A 19,377-nucleotide genomic window follows, 5' to 3' on the forward strand; every position below is an offset into this window, starting at 1 on the left:
GCTCAGGTCAGGAAGGACACTACGGCGGACCAGGACGGATCGGCGGCCACGTCCACCCGGGGCTCGCCCTCCTCCCACCGAGCACCAGGAGGCCGTCCACGCCTCCGGCCAGGCGCGCGCCGACCCCCAAGCCGACGGCGACCGGCAGCGTGACGCACGTGCCGAGCCCCAGCGCCTCGGTCTCCGCCACCCCGACCGTGACGCCCACCCCCTCGCCGACCACCTCGGAGCCCGAGCCCACGGCGGAGCCGACCACGGCCGGTCCGGAGGAGCCCCCGACCGCCGATCCCACGATCAGCCACTCTTCCGGCGAGATCCAGTGCATCCGCTCCCCGTGCCCGGGATGACGGTCTTTTGCGTGTCCTCAGCCGCTCGCCGATCGTGGGAGAGTCGTCGGGTGGACTCGACTCGTGACCTGCTCGTCGCCCTGGCCCGCCGCTATGCCTTCGCCGATCTCGGCGCGCTCGCGCCGGCCGCGGAGGTCGCCGAGGTCTGCGAGTTCGGTCACCGGTTGCTCTCGCTCGACGCCGAGGACTTCGCGGCCGAGGCGAAGGGCGTCCCGGCCGACCTGCGGCGGCGCGCCCGGGCCTGTCACATGCCGCAGACGCCGCGCGAGCAGCCGCGTGGGGCGCTGGAGTCGCTGCGGCCCGCGTACGGCCTGCTGCTCGAGGTGATCGCCGCACGGTGGCACCGGCGCGAGCTGAGCCCGATGATCGCCGCGGTCCACATCGCCAGCGAATACCTGCCGCTGCTGGCCTTCGAGCCCCAGCTCGGCCATGCCGGCGACCCGGCCCGCTGGCCCGAGGGGCTGAGCGCGCCGGGCAGCCGTTTCGGCGTGATCGGCGACCGGGAGTGCGACCACACCAAGTCCGAGCAGTCCGCCACCAACCGGACGCTGCGGGTGTCCCTGGAGCCGGGCGAGGGCTGGCGCGCGTACTTCGACCGGCAGCACAGCCAGGTCGCCGGCGCGCTCGCCGTCTGCGTCGCCACCTGCCGCAACCCCTGCACGGCCATGGACTGGATCGCGCCCGAGCCGCGCGCCGACCTGCATGTCCGGGCCCGCACGGCGCTCACCTTCGCCGACACCCCCCTCGTCCGGCTGCGGCACGCGGCCCCGGTGGGGCACGGGTTCGGGGTGCCGTCGCCCGAGGAGGTGCTCGACGCCTGGGAGCGCAGCCGCGCCGCCCTCGACAAGAACCCCGTCGGGGCCGCGGCCATGCGGGACGACGGGTTCCCGCTGCCCGGGCTGCCCTCGCTGTTCTCGGCCGTCGCGGCCGCGCCCATCGAGCCTGCGACGCTGCTGAGCGGGGTCAGCGAGCACATCGTCGACCTGCTCCAGCGCCTCTAGCGGCGGGCGGTGGCCTGCTCCCCCAGGGCGCCGATGCCGTAGAGGAGGCCGCCCACCAGATCGCCCACGCTGAACGCCGTCGCCATCGACATCGCCGTGAGCCGGCAGGAGCCGTCCGTCAGCCGCCTGCGGGCGTTCTCCCCCGTCACGATCTCCAGCGCGCGGCCCTTCAGGTCGACGAGGAGCACCACGGCGTCGCCGGCCTCCTCGCCCAGGGCCGCGTGCAGGCGTTCGGCGAAGTGGCGGCGCGAGCCCACCGGATCCCCCAGGAACACCCCGAACCGCAGCCCGCTGCGCCGCTCGGCGGTGTGCAGGGCGCGCCTGACGTCGTCGGCCTGTGCGGCCGTCAGTCCTCGCATCGTCACATCACCATCCCGCGGAAGCCCCGCCGAGGTGTCCGCCGGGCTCGGCCGTCTCGGCGGCGGCCACCCAGTCGCGCTCCGGGACGTCCGCCCAGTGCGCCACCCGGTCGGCCAGCACCAGGTCCGAGGTGCTCACGCCACGCTCGCTCCTGGACGGGCCGCCCAGCCACACCGGGCCGGACTCCACCCTGCGCTGCGCGCTGCGCCCCGGCAGCAGGACCAGCAGGCTGATCACGATGAACAGCCCGAACGACACCCCGATGAGAAAGAGCAGAATCTCGCCTGCGCTGTGCACACCTTGAACGTAATCCCGATGTGAGCAGCGGGCCAGACCCCACCTGGGAGTGTCCACCAGGTAAGATCTTTTTTGAGACGACATCTCTAGAGAAGAACGTAGAACATACCCCGAAAACATGCGTGGAACACGATGAGCTGGGCCATAAAACTATGGACAGGGCAACACTAGGAATCGTTCCGATCTCCGAGCTACGGTGAGTTACGTGGACTCCGACATCCAGCGTGAAGACGGTCACAGTGCGTCACCAATCTGGGTGAACGACCGGCCAGAGAGCGAGCAGACCGCTGCCGCGAAGCCTTCGGCGCCCACCTCCACGTACGCGCCCGTCGAGCGCGCGTCCGTGCGTAGCCTGCTGCAACAACCGCAGTTCCACCGCCTGCGCAACCGCGCGCTGGTGGGGATCGGCGTCGCGGTGGTGGTGGGCTTCCTCGTGAGCGACTGGCGGCTGGGCGTGACCGCGGGTGTGATCGCGGCCGTCGCCGAGGCGGTCTATCGCTCGCGATCCCATTCGTCCGTGCCCGCCTGGCGGCGCACATCCGTGGCGGAGCGCCGCACCGAGGCGCAGCTGCGCAAGCTCGAACGCAGCGGCTATCGCACGCTCCACGCCAGGGCGATCCCCAACAGCGAGGCCCAGATCGACCATCTCGTGGTGGGCCCGACCGGCGTGTACGCGGTCGACTCCGAGAAGTGGGACAAGCGGCTCCCGGTGCGGGTGCAGATGGGCAAGAAGCTCTTCCACGGCCCCTTCGACAAGAAGGCCCGCCTCACCGAGGCGAAGTGGGAGGCGTCGCAGGCCAGCGAGCTGATCACCCAGTCGTTCGGCCGCGAGGTCTCGGTCGTGCCCTCGCTCGCCATCTACGGCCCGCCGGTGCCGTGGAAGATCATGACCATCCGCGGCGTGGACGTCTACCAGGGCGACCGCGCACGCAAGTGGATCACCAAGCGGGAGCGGGCCCTGACCGACGGCGAGATCGACCGGATCTTCGACATCGCCGCCCAGGTCCTGCCCGCCCGCTACGGCGAAGACTAGGCCCCGGCCCGGGCATACCCGTTCGATATGGTCCGGGCCGACGGTCATTCCCCAGCCCCGCCGGGCTCGTCCCCGCGGGGCTTCTCCACGCCCGAGGCCACGCCTGAGGCCAGGCGCGCGCCGAAGTCGTCCAGGGCCACGGCCAGGTCCGCGCTCGGCGGGAGCGTCTGCGGCAGGCGCGAGTACACCGCGGTGCCGAACCCGGCGACGCGGACGATGTGGTCGATGAGCGCCTCCCTGTCGCGCGGCCACGGGAACGACGGCTGGGCGATCAGCAGCGAGACGCAGCCGTGCACGGCCGACCACATGCCCAGCGCGAGCTCCTCGGGGTCGCCCTCCAGCACCCGTGTCTCCACGCAGGCCGAGACCGCGTCGACCATGTGACGGAAGCACTCGGCGGCGGCCGGCGGCACGCCCGGCCCGGCCGTGGCCCGCATCATCAGCACCCGGTACTGCACCGGATGTTCCAGGGCGAAGCGGGCGTAGGCGCGCCCGCACCTGCCCAGGGCCAGGAACGGGTCGCCGCCCAGGTTCTCCCTGAACATCCGGCCGAACTCGCCCCAGACCCGCATGCAGACCGCCTCGACCAGCGCCTCCTTGTCGGCGAAGTGCAGGTAGACGGAGGGCGTGGAGACGCCGGCCCGCAGGGCGACCGCGCGTAGCGTGAGCGCGTCCTCGCTGCCGGACTCGGCCATCAGGTCCTCGGCGGCCCGCAGGATCTCCTCGCGCAGCAGCGCTCCCTCTCCGCGCCTGGCGCGTACGCGTCTGGTGGTCATGGGTCTCAGGTTGACGCCGTCAGGTTAACGATGTCAATCTGAGGCTCTGGGGAAGGGATTTACTGAAAAATGGGGAATTTTAGCGAAGCGACCGCCTTGACCGATCGCGGCGAAGGCGAGTTCGGGGCCGTGCTGGACGCCCAGTGGAGCGTCGGCAACCGGCTGCACGGCGGCTACCTGCTGGCCGTGCTCGCCAGGGCCGCCTGTGAGAGCCCGGCGGGCGCGGGCCACCCGCACGTGACCGCTGTCAGCGGCTCCTTCATCGAGCCGCCCGAGCCCGGCGAGGCCGTGGCCCGGGTGGAGACGCTGCGGGTCGGCAGGAGCGTGGCCCAGGTCAGGGCCGCGCTGGTGCAGGAGGGTCGCATCCGCGTCGAGTCGCACATCACGCTCGGCCTGCTGGACGACACCGGCCCCTGGTGGTCCTCGCACGAGCCGGTCGAGCTGCCGCCCGAGGAAAACTGCTTCCTCGCTCCCACCAACCCGCCGGGCACGGACCTCACGGTGCCGCTGATGGCCGTGGTCGAGGAGCGCATCGTCCCCGAGCACCTGTCCTTCGCGTTCGGCGCCCCCACCCGGGCCGGCGTCATCGCGAGCTGGCAGCGGCTGGCGGACGGCTCCGACTGGGACCCGCTGAGCCTGCTGGTGGCGCTCGACCCGGTGCCGCCGGTGTCGTTCGACCTGGGCCTGTCCGGGTGGGTGCCGACGATCCAGCTCTCGGCGTACATCCGCAGGCTGCCCGCTCCCGGGCCGATCAGGGTGCGGCTGGCGGCCACGGACGTCGGCGGCGACCGGATGGACGAGGTTGCCCACGTCTGGGACGACAAGGGCCGCCTGGTGGCCCAGGCGACCCAGCTCGCCGCCGTACGGCTGCCGTCCTAGCGGTAGATCTCCGGGACCGAGGCGCACCACGGGAAGATCTCGCTCCGGCTGGAACGGGTGACGTCGCCGCACAGGCCGACCTGGGTCGGCCGCTCGGCCCCCTTGGCGTGCAGGATCAGCACCGCCTTGTCGAGGGGGTACTGCCGGGGTGAGTCCGCGCCGAAGTCGAGCGCGCCCGTGGCGCCCTCGATGGCGTGCCCGCTCTGGTCGGGCGTGTAGAGCGTGCCGAGCTGGCGCCAGACGGTGTACGAGTTCACCGGCACGCGGTGCCGCTCCCTGCCGAGCCGCCGGATGGCGGTGATCATCGTCTCCGTGGCGTCGTAGGCCAGGGCGGCGTGCCCGTCCAGCGTCCGCCCCGGCCCCGGCTCCTCGCACTCGAAGGGGAACGTGGCGAACAGGGCCGCGTAGAAGTCGTGCCGCTGCGGCTCGCCGCACTTGTTCGGCGCGGCGGCGAACGACTCGTAGTAGTAGCCCACGCCGCTGACGGCCGACCTGACGCGCACGTCCGCGGCGTACCTGGTGACGTCGTCGCCGCCGAGGATGGTCGGCGGCGCGTCCGCGCACTTGTCGGCCACCCCCTTCACGAACTCGGCGAAGTCGGGAATCCCGCGCCCGGCGAAGTACACCAGCCCGTCGAACCCGCACGCCGACACCCCCGCGTCCCTGGGCTCCCCCGCGTAGGGGTCGTCGCTGCGGTCGTCGGGGCCCGGCTTGGCCCCTCCGACGGGTGTGAACCTGAGCCCCTCCACCGCGAACCCGCGCTCCTCCATCCGGGCGACGACCCGGGCCTTGAGGTTGGAGGCGTAGTAGTCGGTCACGTCGTGCGAGTAGTAGACCCGGGCCCGCCGCTTCACCTCGCCCTTCTTGACCAGCGAGTCGGCGAAGGCGGCCGCCATCCACGCCTGGCGGGAGTTCTGCGGGGCGACCTGGAAGTAGAACGGCGACTCGTTCACGAGGCGGTCGGCCGACAGCGTCGAGGCCACCATGGGCAGCCCGGCCTTGCCCAGCTCCTGGATGGCCGCGACGGTCTCCTGGCGGCTCTGGTCCAGGCCCACCACGCCCACGATGGGCGCCTCCTCGTCGCGGTGGCGCAGCAGCAGCCGGGCGATGCTCGATCCGTGCTCCATCCTGCCGCCCGCGTTCGCCAGGAGGATGCGGACCAGCGGCTCGCTGGCGCCGGCGGAGTTGTTCTGCCGCTTCTGCGCGATGGCGACGCCCGCCAGGCCCTCGCGGGCGGCGGCCAGCGTGTCCCGGTCCGTGGAGGTGAGCGCCGCGAGGTAGGCGATCGTCACGTACGGCCGGTCGCCGCCCTCGTGCAGCTTCGCGGCCCGCTCGTTCTCCTGCTGGAGCACGGCCTGGACCTGCCGCATCTCGGTGTTGCCCGGCGAGAACAGGTAGTCGGGCTCGGCCACGCCCACGCACTCGGTGCCGGCCAGCTGCCTGCCGCTCTCCGTCCACGGCGTCCACAGGCCGGTCGCGCAGGCGTTGCGGTGCCAGGCGGCGGTCTGGCCCGCGTACGCGCCGACGGCGCCCGCCAGGGCCATCCAGAACAGCGCGATGGCCGTCCAGGACGACCACCACGGCGCCACGCGGGCGAGCGGCACAAAGGCGGGGTCGGCGACGTCGTACCTGGTGAGGTCGGCGGGCACGGGCGGCGCCGAGATGGTGAGCGGCGTGTCCAGCACCCGCCGCCACGTGTCGCGGTCCTCGGCCGTGACCAGCTCGCGGCGCCAGCGGATGAGCCGCCACACCGAATCCTCGTCGTCCTCCAGGAGCACGGCGTCCGGCGTGTAGGAGACCACCACGACCGGATCGAACCTGCCGAGGTCCGCGCGCCGCTCCTCGACGAGCTCGACGAGCGCCTCGCCGTGCTCGTTGAGCAGCAGGAGCGGGTAGAAGACGTGGCCCGCGCCCCGCACGTGCAGCGGGGAGCGCCGGTACTGCCCGCTCAGGTCGTCCATGAACGCGCGCAGCAGCAGCCGCGCGACGCCCGGCTCGTCGGCCGGGTCCAGGTCGGCCAGCAGGGCGGCGACGCCGGGCGCCTTGGAGCCGTCGTCCGACAGCGCGCGCCGCAGCCAGCGGAACCGCCCGCCGAGTCCGGGCACGCGCCCGCTGAGCCGTAGGTCGTGCAGGAAGCCGGGTAACAGCTTGAGCAGCAGGTTGAGCGGGAACGGGACGTGTTCGGCGCCCCTGCCCGCGGTGTCGACGCCCCACCCCCAGTTGCGGTCGGACTCGCGCAGCACGCGGCGGGCCTGGTCCTCCTTGCCGTGCGACTCGGCCAGCTGCTCGACGATCTGGGCGGTCAGCTGATAGCGGGGGAAGCGCAGCCTCGTGCCGCGCAGGGCGGACACGATCCGGGAGAGGATCTTCGGCACCCCCTCGCCCGGCTGGATGTCGGGGCGGGCCCGCGGGATCCCGCGCGAGATGACCGGCGTGGCCTGCCTGTCCTGCGGCGCCAGGATCTCCGGCCAGTCGCCCGCCTCGCTCAGCTGGACCAGCGGGATGCCCATCCGTTCGACGTGCTGCTTCTTGTCCTCTTCCCCTCGCCACCTGGCCAGCCGTGGCTGCCTGGCGACGTGCGGCGAGTCCTGCACCCCCTCGCCCCTGGCCGGTCTGCGGCACAGGCGGTCTATGGTGTGGATGAAGTTGCCGACCCTGGCGGGGTCGTCGAGCATGACTGCCCCGTTGCTCATCTGATCTCTGTAACACGAGTCCGGGCGCGGACGGCTGCTTTTTCGGGCTCGATCCGGTAACCAACCGTCCGATGTGTGGACACGTGTCTCAGTTGCCGGGCAGTGGCCGTAACATGTGAAGACTCGCTAGCGATGGGAGATGCCCAATGCCCGCCCTCAGGTCACGTACAGTCACCCACGGCAGGAACATGGCCGGTGCCCGGGCCCTGCTCCGGGCGACCGGCGTAGCCGGGAGCGACTTCGGCAAGCCGATCATCGCGGTGGCCAACAGCTACACCCAGTTCGTGCCGGGCCATGTGCATCTCAAGGACGTCGGCGAGGTGGTGTCGGCCGCGATCCGGGAGGCCGGGGCGATCCCGCGGGAGTTCAACACGATCGCCGTGGACGACGGCATCGCGATGGGCCACGGCGGAATGCTCTACTCGCTCCCGTCGCGCGAGCTGATCGCCGACTCCGTCGAGTACATGGTCAACGCGCACTGCGCGGACGCGCTGATCTGCGTCTCCAACTGTGACAAGATCACGCCGGGCATGCTGCTGGCCGCGTTCAGGCTGAACATTCCGACGATCTTCGTCTCCGGCGGGCCCATGGAGGCCGGCAAGATCCCCGGCAAGAAGCTCGACCTCATCGACCCGATGATCGCCGCCGCCGACGACTCCGTCTCCGACGCCGCGCTGCTGGAGATGGAGGAGAGCGCCTGCCCGACCTGCGGCTCGTGCTCCGGCATGTTCACCGCCAACTCCATGAACTGCCTGGCCGAGGCCATCGGCCTCGCGCTGCCCGGCAACGGCACGATCCTGGCCACGCACAAGGCGCGCAAGAAGCTGTACGAGGACGCGGGCCGCCAGCTCGTGGAGATCACCCGGCGCTACTACGAGGACGACGACGCGTCGGTGCTGCCGCGCTCGATCGCCACCCGCGACGCGTTCGAGAACGCCATGACGCTCGACGTCGCGATGGGCGGCTCGACCAACACGATCCTGCACATCCTGGCCGCCGCCCGCGAGGCCGGCGTCGACTTCGGGCTCAAGGAGATCAACGAGATCTCGCTGCGGGTGCCGTGCGTCTGCAAGGTCGCCCCGGCCACGAACAAGTACCACATCGAGGACGTCCACCGCGCCGGCGGCATCCCCGGCATCCTGGGCGAGCTCGACCGGGCCGGGCTGCTGCACCGCGACGTGCCCACCGTGAACGGCGGCTCGCTGGCCGACATGCTGGCCGCCTGGGACGCGAAGTCGCCGACGGTGCTGCCCGAGGCCGTCGAGCTCTGGCACGCGGCCCCCGGCAACGTGCGCACGGTCAAGCCCTACTCGCAGGACAACCGCTGGGACGACCTCGACCTCGACCGCGCGGCCGGGTGCATCCGCGACCTGGAGCACGCCTACACCGCGGACGGCGGCCTGGCCGTCCTCTACGGCAACATCTCGCGCGACGGCGCGGTGGTGAAGACGGCCGGCGTGGACGAGTCGATCTGGAAGTTCAGCGGGCCAGCGGTGGTGTTCGAGTCGCAGGACGACGCGGTCGAGGGCATCCTCGGCGGGCGCGTCAAGGAGGGCGACGTGGTGGTCATCCGCTACGAGGGCCCCAAGGGCGGTCCCGGCATGCAGGAGATGCTCTACCCGACGTCCTTCCTCAAGGGCAAGGGGCTCGGCAAGGCCTGCGCGCTGGTCACCGACGGCCGCTTCTCCGGCGGCACCTCCGGCCTGTCCATCGGCCACGCCTCGCCCGAGGCCGCCGAGGGCGGCGCGATCGCGCTGGTCGAGGACGGTGACATCATCGACATCGACATCCCCAGCCGGTCGATGGAGCTGCGGGTGCCCGAGGCCGAGCTGGCCGCGCGGCGCGAGCGGCTCCTGGCCGACCTGGGCGGATACCGGCCGCGCGACCGCAACCGGCCGGTGAGCGCGGCCCTGCAGGTGTACGCGGCGATGACCACGTCCGCCTCCACGGGCGCCTCGCGCGACCTGTCCCAGCTGTCCCGGTAAGGAAGGCCTGCGCGGCAGGTGACAAGGACCTTGCCTGCCGCACAGGTTTTCGAAAAATGTCGGTCGTCGTCTCTAATATTGGGGTATGACGACAGTCGTGAAGCACGATACTCGCCCGCTGACGACCGCCGAGATCGCCGCCCTCGCCCTCTCCCTCGCTCACCTCGGATCGGGCCCGCAGGCCATCACGGCACGACGTGGCCTGCAACACGCACTCGAGCACCTGGAGCTCGACGACGACGTCATCGCCACCACGCTCACGACCCTGACCGAGCCGCTGCCCGTCGAGGTCGCCTCCAGAGCCAGGCTCATGGCGGACGCCATCACCAGCCGTCTCATGATCCGCCTCCACTACCGCGACGCCTCAGGCATCATCACCTCGCGCGACGTCGAGCCGGTGACGTGCCTGGTCCACCGCGAATACTGGTATCTGGTCGGCGTGTGCAGGATGCGCCGGGGGATCAGGGCGTTCCGGTTCGACCGGATCATCGCGGTCGAGCCCACGCTCACGCCGTCCCGTCCGCACCTGGCCGACCGGTTCCTCCCGTTCCAGCGCCGCAAGCGCCCCAGGGCCGCCTAGGAAACTGACCGGCGTTTGACCTTCCGCGCCCCCGGCCTTTGGGGTGGCGGCTGGCAGGCTCCCGCACATGCGCGTTCGGGGGATCTCGCTCGTCGTTGCCCTGCTGGCCGTGGCCGGCTGTGCAAACCCGTCAACCGTCGTCCCGCCTCAGGCCGCCTCCTTCGGGCAGCCGGGCGGGGTTGTCGTCGAGAGCGTGCTGCCTGTTGCCGCGCGGCGCGCTCTCGACCGCACGCTGGACCAGTACCTGCGCGAACGCCCCGGGCGCGCGGCGCTGGCCGTCTACGACCGCACGACCGGCGCCAGGTACTCCTACCGCGAGCGCACGCCGTTCGTGCTGGCGAGCGTGGCGAAGGTGGACATCCTGCTGGCGTTCCTGCTGGGCAAGCAGGGCGAGCTGAGCGCGTACGAGCGCACGCTCACCTCCAAGATGATCCGCGAGAGCGACAACGACTGCGCTCACGAGCTCTACCTGACGGTCGGCGGCCAGAAGGGGCTCACCAGGGTCCTGCGCCGGCTCGGCGTCGAGCAGACCTGGCCGGGGCCCGGGCTGTACTGGGGAACGACCCGCAGCCGGCCGTCCGACCAGGTCAAGGTGCTGGAGTGGCTCACGGACCCCGCGGGGCCGCTGCCGGCCTCCGACCGGCGCTACGCGCTGAAGCTCATGTCGTCCGTGGAGCCGTCGCAGGCGTGGGGGGTCAGCTCGGCCGGGGGCGACGTGGCGCTCAAGAACGGCTGGCTGCCCGTGGACGCGCACGACGGGCAGTGGACGATCAACAGCGTGGGCCGGCTCGGCGTGGACGGGCACGACGTGCTCATCGCGGTGCTGTCGGAGCGCAGCCCGACCATGGAGACGGGGATCGCCACGGTCGAGCGGCTCGCCAAGCTGGCGGTGGAGGAGCTGACGCGTTCGCAGGCGACCTTCACCGCCGCCCAGGTGTTCTAGGCCGTCACAGGCCGTCACAGGCCGTTCTAGGAGCAGCACCCTCCGCCGCAGCAGCCGCCCCCGCTCGCCTTCGGAGCGGCCGCGCCGCCCGTCATCGACACCGTGGACAGCAGCTTCACCGTGTCGTCGTGGCCGTCGGGGCAGGTGGCCGGGTCGTCGGAGGCCGACATGGGACGGGAGACCTCGAACGTGGAGCCGCAGGCGCGGCAGCGGAAGTCGTATCGCGGCATGAGCCTAAGAGTAAGTCATGTGCTCGTAGTCGGACACGGGCACGTAGCCGATCGACTGGTAGACGGCGTTGCTCGTCGGGTTGCCCAGGTCGGTGAAGAGCACCACCTGGTCGCAGCGCTCGGCCAGGCCGACCTGGCTGGCGTACGCGGTGACCGCGGCCCCGTAGCCGTTCCTGCGGCACGAGGGCGGCGTGTAGACGGGCCCGATGCGGCAGACCCCGCCGACCGCCGGGGAGAGCGCGGCCAGCGAGACCGGCGCCTCGCCCGCCTCCCACACGAACAGCTCGCGGGCCGCCAGCCGCCGCGCGACCGACTCGACCACGTCGTCACCCATGCCCATCCGCACCTCTTCGGCGAACGCCTGGTACCAGCTGACCAGCAGCGGGAAGTCGGCGGGGGCGGCGAGCCTGCCGCGTCCGGGCGTGCCGGGGACGGCGAGCGCCCCCAAGCGGTAGAGCCGCTCGGGCACCAGCCGCCCAGGCTCCCCCAGCAGCCGCTTGACCTCGGAGGTCAGCTCCACCCTGCCCACGACCTCGGCGGGGTCGCCGAGCGCGACCAGGAGCGGCTCGACGGCCTCCAGGGGCATGTCGGCGAGCCCGACCGGGTGCGGCGGGGTGTGGAAGACCGCGCCCCGAACCTCGCCGTCGACCGTCCACCAGCCGAACCGGGGACCCTTCGCGGGCATGCCGGCGCGCAGGTTGGCGAGGACGGTCAACGCGACCGTGTTGCGCACCGGGTCGCCGAGCAGGAAGGGCTCGGCGACCGCGGCGTACTCCTCAACATCTGAGGTGAAGGTCCACATGCCTGCTCATGGTGTCAGGCGGTGGCCACCCCTTACAAAGCGATATCTCAGGCCGCGGCCTCGAGGTAAGGCGCCCATTGGGGGTCTCCGATCAGCGACGCGCCGATGAGCCTCCAGTGAGCGCCCCGTGGCACCGCGGGGCTGAAGCGCAGCGTCCACCCCAGCTCCTCCAGGTACTTGTCGGCCTTCCTGTGGTTGCACGTGGTGCAGGAGGCGACACAGTTTTCCCAGGTGTGGGTGCCGCCCCGGGACCGCGGGATGACGTGGTCGATGGTCTCGGCCCGCTGCCCGCAGTAGGCGCAGCGGTAGTCGTCGCGCCTCATGAGGGCGGCCCTGGTCAGCGGGATGCGGGACCGGTAGGGGATGCGGACATATCTTCGCAGCCTGATCACCGAAGGGACGTCGAGCGTGTGGCTGGCGGAGCGCAGCACGGCGCCCCTGCCGTCCCGGTGGACGACGTCGGCCTTCTCCCGCAGCACCAGCACGACGGCCCGGTGCAGGGAAAGGGTGGTCAGCGGTTCGTAGGTGGCATTCAGCAGCAGGACCTGGCGCATCATGGAGCCTCTCCCTGCTGCGCGCGTATCAAAGGGGACATGCCGTGGCATGTCCCGACTGTCGGCCCCTCCTGGGGCACTTGTGCTTCCGTCACGTGGACCTCCGCCGGACGGTCCAGCGGATGGTCACCACGGCACCGTCCTGTCACCAAGTCTGGCGTTTGCACCCCGGTCCCCGCCACCCCAAATATCCTCCAACCGGAATGGACCAGAGGGACACACGTTACGTTTTATGCCCGCTTCACCAGCGCTTTACGCATGTCCTTTGGCAGTAGGGTTCCCAGCATGAAGCTGGAGCCGTACCCGACCGCACGCCGCGAAGACACCGTCGACACCCTGCACGGCACGCCCGTGCCAGATCCTTATCGATGGCTGGAGGATCCCGACAGTCCCGAGACGAAGGGGTGGCTGCTGGAGCAGGCCGAGCTGTTCAGCAGGGGCAGCGGGCCGCAGCGGTTCAAGAGCCGCATCGCCGAGCTGCTCAGGTCCGGCTCGGTCGGCGCGCCGGCGTGGCGCGGTGGCCGCCACTTCTTCAGCCGCCGCACGCCCGACCAGGAGCACGCCGTCTACTACGTCGTCGAGCCCGACGGGACCGAGCGGGCGCTGATCGACCCGATGGAGATCGACCCGTCGGGGTTGACCACGCTCGACGCCGTGCAGCCCGACAAGGAGGGGCGCCTGCTGGCGTACCAGATCTCCGTGGGCGGCAACGAGGAGTCGATCCTTTACGTCATGGACGTCACCACCGGCGAGCGCGTCGAGGGGCCGATCGACCGCTGCCGCTACTCCCCCATCGCGTGGCTGCCCGGCGGGGAGGCGTACTTCTACGTCCGCAGGCTGCCCAGCACCGAGGTCCCGGACAACGAGACGCAGTTCCACCGCCGCGTCTACCTGCACCAAGTCGGCACCTCCACCGAGGACGACGTGATGATCTTCGGCCAGGGTCTGAAGATGACCAACTACTACGGCGTCTCGGTCTCGCGTGACGGCCGCTGGCTGCAGGTCTCGGCGCACGAGGGCACCGCGCCGCGCAACGACCTCTGGGTGGCCGACCTGGCCGCGTCCCCGGCCGACCGGCCGGACCTGCGGGTCGTGCAGGAGGGCGTGGACGCGCAGGCGGGGCTGGTGTTCGGCCGCGACGGCAGGCTCTACGTCCACACCGACCGCGACGCGCCCAGGGCCCGGGTGTGCGTCACCGACCCGGCCGAGCCGGGCTTCGAGACCTGGCGCGACCTCATCCCCGAGGACCCCGAGGCGGTGCTGAACGACTTCGCGATCCTCGACGACCTGGAGCGCCCGGTCATCCTGGTGGGCTGGACCCGCCACGCGATCAGCGAGATCACCGTCCACGACCTGGAGACCGGCGAGCGCGTCGGCGAGGTGCCCACGCCCGGGCTCGGCTCCGTCGGAAGCCTCTCCGAGCGCCCCGAGGGCGGCTACGAGGCGTGGTTCGCCTACACCGACAACACCAGGCCGCCCTCCGTCCAGCGCTACGACGCCAGGACGGGCGAGACCACACTCTGGGCCGCCTCCCCGGGCGCGGTCGAGGTGCCCCCGGTGCGCACCTCGCAGGTCGTGTACCAGTCCAAGGACGGCACCGACGTCCGCATGCTGATCATCTCCCCCGCCGACGACACGCCCGGGCCGCGCCCCACCATCCTGTACGGCTACGGCGGCTTCGGCCTGTCGATGACCCCCGGCTACTCGGCGTCGATCCTGACCTGGGTCGAGGCCGGCGGGGTCTACGCCATCGCCAACCTGCGCGGCGGCGGCGAGGAGGGCGAGGAGTGGCACCGCGCGGGCATGCTCGGCAACAAGCAGAACGTGTTCGACGACTTCCACGCGGCGGCCGAACACCTCATCGCCACCGGCGTGACCACGCCCGAGCAGCTCGGCATCTCCGGCGGCTCCAACGGCGGCCTGCTGGTGGGCGCCGCGCTGACGCAGCGGCCCGAGCTGTACGCGGCCGTGGTCTGCTCGGCGCCGCTGCTCGACATGGTCAGGTACGAGCAGTTCGGGCTCGGCGCCACCTGGAACGTCGAGTACGGCACCGTCGAGGACCCCGAGCAGTTCGGCTGGCTGCTGGGCTACTCGCCCTACCACCACGTCCAGGAGTCGGTGAACTACCCCGCCACGCTCTTCACCGTCTTCCAGTCCGACACGCGCGTGCACCCGCTGCACGCGTGGAAGCTGTGCGCGGCGCTGCAGCACTCCTCGACCGGCGACCGCCCGGTGCTGCTGCGCAACGAGGCCGAGGTCGGGCACGGCGCCCGGTCGGTGAGCAGGTCCGTCGATCTGTCGGCCGACACGCTCACCTTCCTCGCCCGGCACACCGGTCTGTAGCCTCGAGGGCATGAGCGCGCTGGGGCCGGCCATGGTCGAGGCCGCCCCGGCGCCGGGCCGCAGCCCTGCGTGACGCCTGCCGCGAGCGCCGGGCGGCCTCAGCCGGGGGTCAGGGTGTCGGGGGCCGGGACGGGCAGCGGATGGGCGCCCTCGGGACGCAGCCCGTCGAAGATCATGCTCAGGTAGCGCCGCCAGAGCCCCGGAACCGCGTCGCCCAGCGGGGCCACCGCCTGGCAGGCGGCATTGATCAGCAGCACGACGTCGTGCCCCGTGACGTCGTGCCGTACGAACCCGTCGCGGCAGGCCCGGTCCGTGAGCGACCGGGCGACCGCCACCAGCCGATCGCTCGCGGCCCTGATCTGCGGATCCTCGCGCATGGCCGGGGTGAACGCCTGGCAGAACGAGCGCAGCTCGACCCCGGCGGCCATGAACTCCAGCAGCGCCGCCCCGGAGTCCGCCCCCTCGCGCAGCGCCTCTCCCCTGGCCACCAGCGACTCCAGCTGGTCGCTGAAGATCGCGGCCATGAGCTGCTCCTTGGTGGCGAAGTGCCGGAACACGGTGCCCTTGCCGATCCCAGCCCGCGCCGCGATGCGCGCGATCGAGACCTCCGTGCCGCGCTCCGCGAACTCGGCCGCCGCCGCGTCGAGCAGCAACCGCCTGTTACGCACCGCGTCCGCCCGCACATTCGCCACATCAGGACCCTACCGTAACCGGACCGCGCGGTCATATTATGCTCAACCTGACCGAGCGGTCCGTTTAGTTGGAGGTTCCCATGAAGGCACTGGTGGCGAGGGGCTACGGCGGGGTGGAGGTCCTGGAGGTGGCGGACGTACCCGTCCCGCTGCCGGGCCCCGGCCAGATCCAGGTCCGCGTCGCGGCGGCCGGGCTCAACCCCGCCGACGTCCGGCTCGTGAGCGGGGTGTTCAGAGAGATGGCCCCCCTGGAGTTCCCGCACGTCCTCGGCAGCGACTTCGCCGGGACGGTCACGGCCGTCGGGCCGGGCGTGGCCCGATTCTCCGCGGGTGATGAGATATTCGGACTCGGCCTGGCGCGGGCCGCCGGGAGCATGGCGAGCCTGACATCCTCGCCGCCGTCATTCACGACCGGCACGATGGCCGAGTACGCGATCTTCGACGCCGACACGCCCGCCCTCGCGCACCGGCCGGCCGATCTTCCCGTCGAGCACGCCGCCGCCCTGCCCATCGCCGCCCTGACCGCCCTTCCGCTGCTCCGCGCGGGGACCTTCGCGCCCGGCACGAAGGCGCTGGTCATCGGGGCGGCCGGCGGGGTGGGCGGAGCCGTCGTGCCGCTACTGGCGGACCGGGGCGTACACGTGATCGCCACCGCGATCCCGCCGGACGAGAGCTACGTACGCGGCCTGGGAGCCGCGGAGACGATCGACCACAGCTCCGCGGACACCGCCGCCGAGACCCTGCGCCGCCACCCCGGCGGCGTCGACGCCCTGGTCAACCTGGTGCTCCCCGGCCCGGCCCTGGCCGAGCCGGCACGGGTCGTCCGTCCGGGAGGGCCGCTGCTGACCGTCGCCTTCCCCAGCCCCGACCCGTCCACCGGCTTCAAGACCGTCTACACCCACGCCCGTCCCGGCGATCTGGACGAGGCGGCCGCCCTCGCGGTGAAAGGCACGCTGCCTTCCACCGTCAGCCGTCGCTACCCGCTGGCCGAGGCGGCGCGGGCGTACCGGGATCTGGTCCACGAGCACGTGCGGGGCAAGCTGGTGATCAGCGGGTAGCTAGCGCGGGAAGACGATCGTCTTGTGCCCGTCCAGCAGGACCCGCTGCTCGGCGTGCCACTTGACCGCTCTGGCCAGGGCCAGGCACTCCACGTCGCGGCCGATCGCCACGAGGTCCTCCGGAGAGTGGCTGTGGTTGACCCGGGCCACCTCCTGCTCGATGATCGGCCCCTCGTCCAGGTCGGAGGTCACGTAGTGGGCCGTGGCGCCGATCAGCTTGACGCCGCGGTTGTGGGCCTGGTGGTATGGCTTGGCGCCCTTGAACGACGGCAGGAACGAGTGGTGGATGTTGATCGCCCGCCCGGCCAGCTTCTCGCACAGCTCGCCCGAGAGCACCTGCATGTAGCGGGCCAGCACCACCAGGTCGGCCTGGTAGTGCTCCACCAGCGCCAGCACCTCGGACTCCTGCCTCGCCTTGGTCTCGGGGGTGACCGGCAGGTGGTGGTAGTCGATCCCGTTGGACTGGGTGAGCGGCCGCAGGTCGGGATGGTTGGAGACGACCGCGACGATCTCGATGTCCAGGGCCTTGGACCGGACGCGGTAGAGCAGGTCGTTCAGGCAGTGGTCGAACTTGCTGACCATGATCAGCACGCGCGGCTTCCTGGCCACGTCGCGCACCTTGAACTCCATGGCGAAGTCCGGCGCGAGCGTCGCGAAGGCGCCGTTGAGCTCGTCCTCGCCCAACGGCCCCGCGAACTGGACACGCATGAAGAAGCGCTGCCCGGCCCGGTCGCCGAACTGCTGGCTCTCGATGATGTTGCATCCGTGCCGGGCCAGCAGGCCGGAGACGGCGGCCACCACACCGGGCCGGTCGGGGCAGGACAGCGTCAGGATGTATTCGGCGGGGCTGGTCATGCCTTCACTCTCACGGGCGTGGGATCGGCGGTCACCGCAGGGCTGATCCTGGCCGGTGACCATCACAGAGAGTACCCGACACACGTTACGCGTCCGATCGTCCATCTTCCATGTGATCCCGGGTAGTTAAGGGGGAACGCGGATTCGGGAGGGGCAACCCCGGGTTGTCTCGCGGCTTGGGATGGAGCGCGCTCCTTGGACATCGCCGTACTGATCGTGGTCGCCGGCCTCTTCGCCGTCGTGTCCGGGGTCAACGACGGAGGCGCCCTCCTCGCCACCGGGCTGAAGCTGCCCTCGGTGCGCCCTGCCACCGGCATCCTCGTGCTCGTGGTGCTGACTGCTATGGTCCCGCTGGTCACGCATCAGGTGGCGGTGACGTTCACGACCAGGCTGGCCTCGTTCCACGCGCCGGGCGGCAGGATCGCGATGACCGTCGCGGTGATCTCGGCGCTGGCCGTGGTGACCGCGCTCAGCATGAAGGGCCTGCCGACCAGCCTCACGCTCGCCGTCGTGGGCGGGCTCACCGGCGCGGGGGTGGGCTGGGGGCTGCCGGTGTCGCCGGGCTCGGTGCTGCTGGTGCTGGCGTTCGGGGTGGCGGCGCCCTTCGTGGGCGGGCTGCTGGGCTGGGTGCTCGTCCGGGTGCTCCTGATCACGGTCACGGCCGGCGGGCTGCGGCGCTGGCACCAGGTGGGGTTCCTCCTGCAGAGCCTCGCCTACGCCGCCAACGACGGGCAGAAGATGCTGGCCGTGTTCATGATCATGTTCGGCTTCTCGGGCGCGCCGCTCCCGTACACGTCGCTGGTGGCCGTCCTCTTCGGGCTCGGCACCATGTACGGCCTCCCCAAGGCGGGCCGCACGCTGGGCCGCGAGCTCATCGCCTCCCGGCCTCCGCACGGGGTCGCGGCAGAGCTGGCCGCGGGCACGGCGGTGATCGCCTGCGCGGCCGTGGGCATGCCGGTGAGCATGACCCAGGCCATCGCCGGCGGGCTCATCGGCGCGGGCGTGGCACGGGGCGGCGGCCGCGTCCGCTGGTACGCCACCAGCAAGATCGTCGCGGCCTGGCTCCTGACACTGCCGGCCGGCGCCCTGCTGGGCGCGGGGCTGGCGGCGCTGGTGAAGGCGATCGCGAGGGTTGAACTCTCATGAAGGGACGGCGAACGTGAAGCACTCTTCGAGGGCGGCACCGCCCATGACGCGCCGCCCCGGCTCCGCGAAGGCGGCCGGATCATGAAGCGGCTGCGGCGGATCCGCAACCTCATGACCGGCCGCATGGACAGCGCGCTCACGGAGGCCCTGCTCGGCCAGCTCCGGGCCACCAAGGAAGGCGCGTGGCTGGCGATGGCCATGATCGGGGGCGAGGTGGGCAGGACGGGCGCGCACGAGCAGATGCGCTCGATCGAGCACGTCGGCGACGAGGAGCGCGCCTGCCTCGTCGAGGAGCTCAAAACGGCCCTGGTCACCCCGATCGACCCGGAGGACCTGTTCCGGCTGTCACGCGCCATCGACGACGTGCTGGACTCCTTGCGGGACTTCGTCCGCGAGTCCCACCTCTACCGGGTCCCCGACCAGATCCGCTTCACTCCCCTGCTCGACCAGGTCATCGTCGGCATCGAAGCGCTGGAGAACGCGGTCCGCGACCTCGCCTCCCGCCCCTCCGCCGTGGTCCAGGACGCGCTGGAGGCGAAGAAGGTGGGCGGGTCGATCCGGCGGATGTACCAGTACGAGATCTCGCGCATCTTCTCGGGCGAGGTGACCGCGGAGGCGCTGAAGAGGCGGGAGCTGGTACGCCGCCTCGAGATCGTCGGAGTCGCCATCGGCGATGCCGCGGACGCCATCGCCGACGGCGCCATGAAGCGCTAGCCCCGTTTTCCGCACGTGAGGTTGTTTGAAGATCGCCAGGTTGCTGTGGTGATCGTTATCGCGGTATGACCTGGCTGGTGAGACAGCGT

The 19,377-nt window shown here is 71.4% G+C and carries 20 protein-coding genes; 10 read left to right on the top strand and 10 right to left on the bottom strand.

Annotation, left to right across the window (positions count from 1 at the left end; all coding sequences use genetic code 11):
- Positions 1 to 19: 19 nt before the first annotated feature.
- The gene (locus ACWEPL_RS60505; protein WP_452442084.1) at positions 20 to 325 is read right to left on the bottom strand and encodes a hypothetical protein; all 306 of its coding nucleotides are present in this window, start codon (positions 323 to 325) and stop codon (positions 20 to 22) included.
- Between the two features lie 72 nt (positions 326 to 397).
- Here ACWEPL_RS60505 and ACWEPL_RS60510 point away from each other — a divergent pair, with 72 nt between their 5' ends.
- Positions 398 to 1,348 carry a hypothetical protein gene (locus ACWEPL_RS60510; RefSeq protein WP_452442085.1) on the top strand — a complete coding sequence of 317 codons (951 nt, stop codon included), beginning with the start codon at positions 398 to 400 and terminating at the stop codon, positions 1,346 to 1,348.
- Here the strand turns inward: ACWEPL_RS60510 and ACWEPL_RS60515 are convergent.
- Together ACWEPL_RS60515 and ACWEPL_RS60520 are read right to left on the bottom strand one after the other, a co-directional pair.
- Entirely contained in the window at positions 1,345 to 1,707 is a 363-nt protein-coding gene (locus tag ACWEPL_RS60515) for a DUF5130 family protein (protein ID WP_350731525.1), read from the bottom strand. The genes ACWEPL_RS60510 and ACWEPL_RS60515 overlap by 4 nt on opposite strands.
- 7 nt (positions 1,708 to 1,714) lie before the next feature.
- On the bottom strand, positions 1,715 to 2,005 hold the full coding sequence (locus ACWEPL_RS60520) for a hypothetical protein (protein ID WP_363980686.1): 291 nt from the start codon (positions 2,003 to 2,005) through the stop codon (positions 1,715 to 1,717).
- A gap of 256 nt (positions 2,006 to 2,261) precedes the next feature.
- On the opposite strand from ACWEPL_RS60520, the gene ACWEPL_RS60525 reads away from it, so the two are divergent.
- Positions 2,262 to 3,038, top strand: coding sequence for a nuclease-related domain-containing protein (locus ACWEPL_RS60525; RefSeq protein ID WP_363980689.1), 777 nt, complete (start codon positions 2,262 to 2,264; stop codon positions 3,036 to 3,038).
- Positions 3,039 to 3,082: 44 nt separating this feature from the next.
- Here ACWEPL_RS60525 and ACWEPL_RS60530 read toward each other — a convergent pair whose 3' ends face one another.
- Positions 3,083 to 3,814 carry a TetR/AcrR family transcriptional regulator gene (locus tag ACWEPL_RS60530; RefSeq protein ID WP_452442086.1) on the bottom strand — a complete coding sequence of 244 codons (732 nt, stop codon included), beginning with the start codon at positions 3,812 to 3,814 and terminating at the stop codon, positions 3,083 to 3,085.
- Between the two features lie 96 nt (positions 3,815 to 3,910).
- Here ACWEPL_RS60530 and ACWEPL_RS60535 point away from each other — a divergent pair, with 96 nt between their 5' ends.
- Positions 3,911 to 4,693, top strand: a complete 783-nt coding sequence (locus ACWEPL_RS60535) for a thioesterase family protein (RefSeq protein WP_364246567.1) — start codon at positions 3,911 to 3,913, stop codon at positions 4,691 to 4,693.
- Here the strand turns inward: ACWEPL_RS60535 and ACWEPL_RS60540 are convergent.
- On the bottom strand, positions 4,690 to 7,386 hold the full coding sequence (locus ACWEPL_RS60540; protein WP_363980698.1) for an ABC transporter substrate-binding protein: 2,697 nt from the start codon (positions 7,384 to 7,386) through the stop codon (positions 4,690 to 4,692). The two genes, ACWEPL_RS60535 and ACWEPL_RS60540, sit on opposite strands and share 4 nt — an antisense overlap.
- A 146-nt stretch (positions 7,387 to 7,532) precedes the next feature.
- On the opposite strand from ACWEPL_RS60540, the gene ilvD reads away from it, so the two are divergent.
- From ilvD to ACWEPL_RS60555, 3 genes are all read left to right on the top strand, one after another.
- Positions 7,533 to 9,371, top strand: coding sequence for a dihydroxy-acid dehydratase (gene ilvD, locus ACWEPL_RS60545; protein WP_452442087.1), 1,839 nt, complete (start codon positions 7,533 to 7,535; stop codon positions 9,369 to 9,371).
- A gap of 85 nt (positions 9,372 to 9,456) precedes the next feature.
- On the top strand, positions 9,457 to 9,951 hold the full coding sequence (locus ACWEPL_RS60550) for a helix-turn-helix transcriptional regulator (protein WP_397367435.1): 495 nt from the start codon (positions 9,457 to 9,459) through the stop codon (positions 9,949 to 9,951).
- 67 nt (positions 9,952 to 10,018) lie between these two features.
- Positions 10,019 to 10,894, top strand: coding sequence for a serine hydrolase (locus ACWEPL_RS60555; RefSeq protein ID WP_363980704.1), 876 nt, complete (start codon positions 10,019 to 10,021; stop codon positions 10,892 to 10,894).
- Between the two features lie 26 nt (positions 10,895 to 10,920).
- On the opposite strand, the gene ACWEPL_RS60560 is transcribed toward ACWEPL_RS60555, so the two are convergent.
- From ACWEPL_RS60560 to ACWEPL_RS60570, 3 genes are read right to left on the bottom strand one after another with little or no spacing between them, the layout of a single operon-like run.
- On the bottom strand, positions 10,921 to 11,124 hold the full coding sequence (locus ACWEPL_RS60560) for an FmdB family zinc ribbon protein (RefSeq protein WP_355200186.1): 204 nt from the start codon (positions 11,122 to 11,124) through the stop codon (positions 10,921 to 10,923).
- A gap of 4 nt (positions 11,125 to 11,128) precedes the next feature.
- The gene (locus ACWEPL_RS60565) at positions 11,129 to 11,926 is read right to left on the bottom strand and encodes a GNAT family N-acetyltransferase (protein WP_363980707.1); all 798 of its coding nucleotides are present in this window, start codon (positions 11,924 to 11,926) and stop codon (positions 11,129 to 11,131) included.
- Positions 11,927 to 11,973: 47 nt separating this feature from the next.
- Positions 11,974 to 12,480, bottom strand: coding sequence for an HNH endonuclease (locus ACWEPL_RS60570; protein WP_350731891.1), 507 nt, complete (start codon positions 12,478 to 12,480; stop codon positions 11,974 to 11,976).
- A 285-nt stretch (positions 12,481 to 12,765) separates the two neighbouring features.
- Here ACWEPL_RS60570 and ACWEPL_RS60575 point away from each other — a divergent pair, with 285 nt between their 5' ends.
- On the top strand, positions 12,766 to 14,823 hold the full coding sequence (locus ACWEPL_RS60575; RefSeq protein WP_452442088.1) for a prolyl oligopeptidase family serine peptidase: 2,058 nt from the start codon (positions 12,766 to 12,768) through the stop codon (positions 14,821 to 14,823).
- A 98-nt stretch (positions 14,824 to 14,921) separates the two neighbouring features.
- Here ACWEPL_RS60575 and ACWEPL_RS60580 read toward each other — a convergent pair whose 3' ends face one another.
- The gene (locus ACWEPL_RS60580) at positions 14,922 to 15,515 is read right to left on the bottom strand and encodes a TetR/AcrR family transcriptional regulator (protein ID WP_452442089.1); all 594 of its coding nucleotides are present in this window, start codon (positions 15,513 to 15,515) and stop codon (positions 14,922 to 14,924) included.
- 80 nt (positions 15,516 to 15,595) lie between these two features.
- Between ACWEPL_RS60580 and ACWEPL_RS60585 the strand changes: the two genes are divergently transcribed.
- Complete coding sequence (locus ACWEPL_RS60585; RefSeq protein WP_452442090.1) at positions 15,596 to 16,573, top strand: NADP-dependent oxidoreductase; 978 nt, start codon at positions 15,596 to 15,598, stop codon at positions 16,571 to 16,573.
- Here ACWEPL_RS60585 and purU read toward each other — a convergent pair whose 3' ends face one another.
- A complete protein-coding gene (purU, locus tag ACWEPL_RS60590; protein ID WP_397367429.1) occupies positions 16,574 to 17,428 on the bottom strand; it encodes a formyltetrahydrofolate deformylase in 855 nt (284 codons plus the stop codon).
- Positions 17,429 to 17,623: 195 nt separating this feature from the next.
- Here purU and ACWEPL_RS60595 point away from each other — a divergent pair, with 195 nt between their 5' ends.
- Together ACWEPL_RS60595 and ACWEPL_RS60600 are read left to right on the top strand one after the other, a co-directional pair.
- A complete protein-coding gene (locus tag ACWEPL_RS60595) occupies positions 17,624 to 18,574 on the top strand; it encodes an anion permease (protein ID WP_452442091.1) in 951 nt (316 codons plus the stop codon).
- Positions 18,575 to 18,655: 81 nt separating this feature from the next.
- On the top strand, positions 18,656 to 19,288 hold the full coding sequence (locus ACWEPL_RS60600; protein WP_363980725.1) for a DUF47 domain-containing protein: 633 nt from the start codon (positions 18,656 to 18,658) through the stop codon (positions 19,286 to 19,288).
- Positions 19,289 to 19,377: the final 89 nt, after the last annotated feature.

The sequence above is a fragment of the Nonomuraea sp. NPDC004186 genome (genome assembly GCF_053603495.1).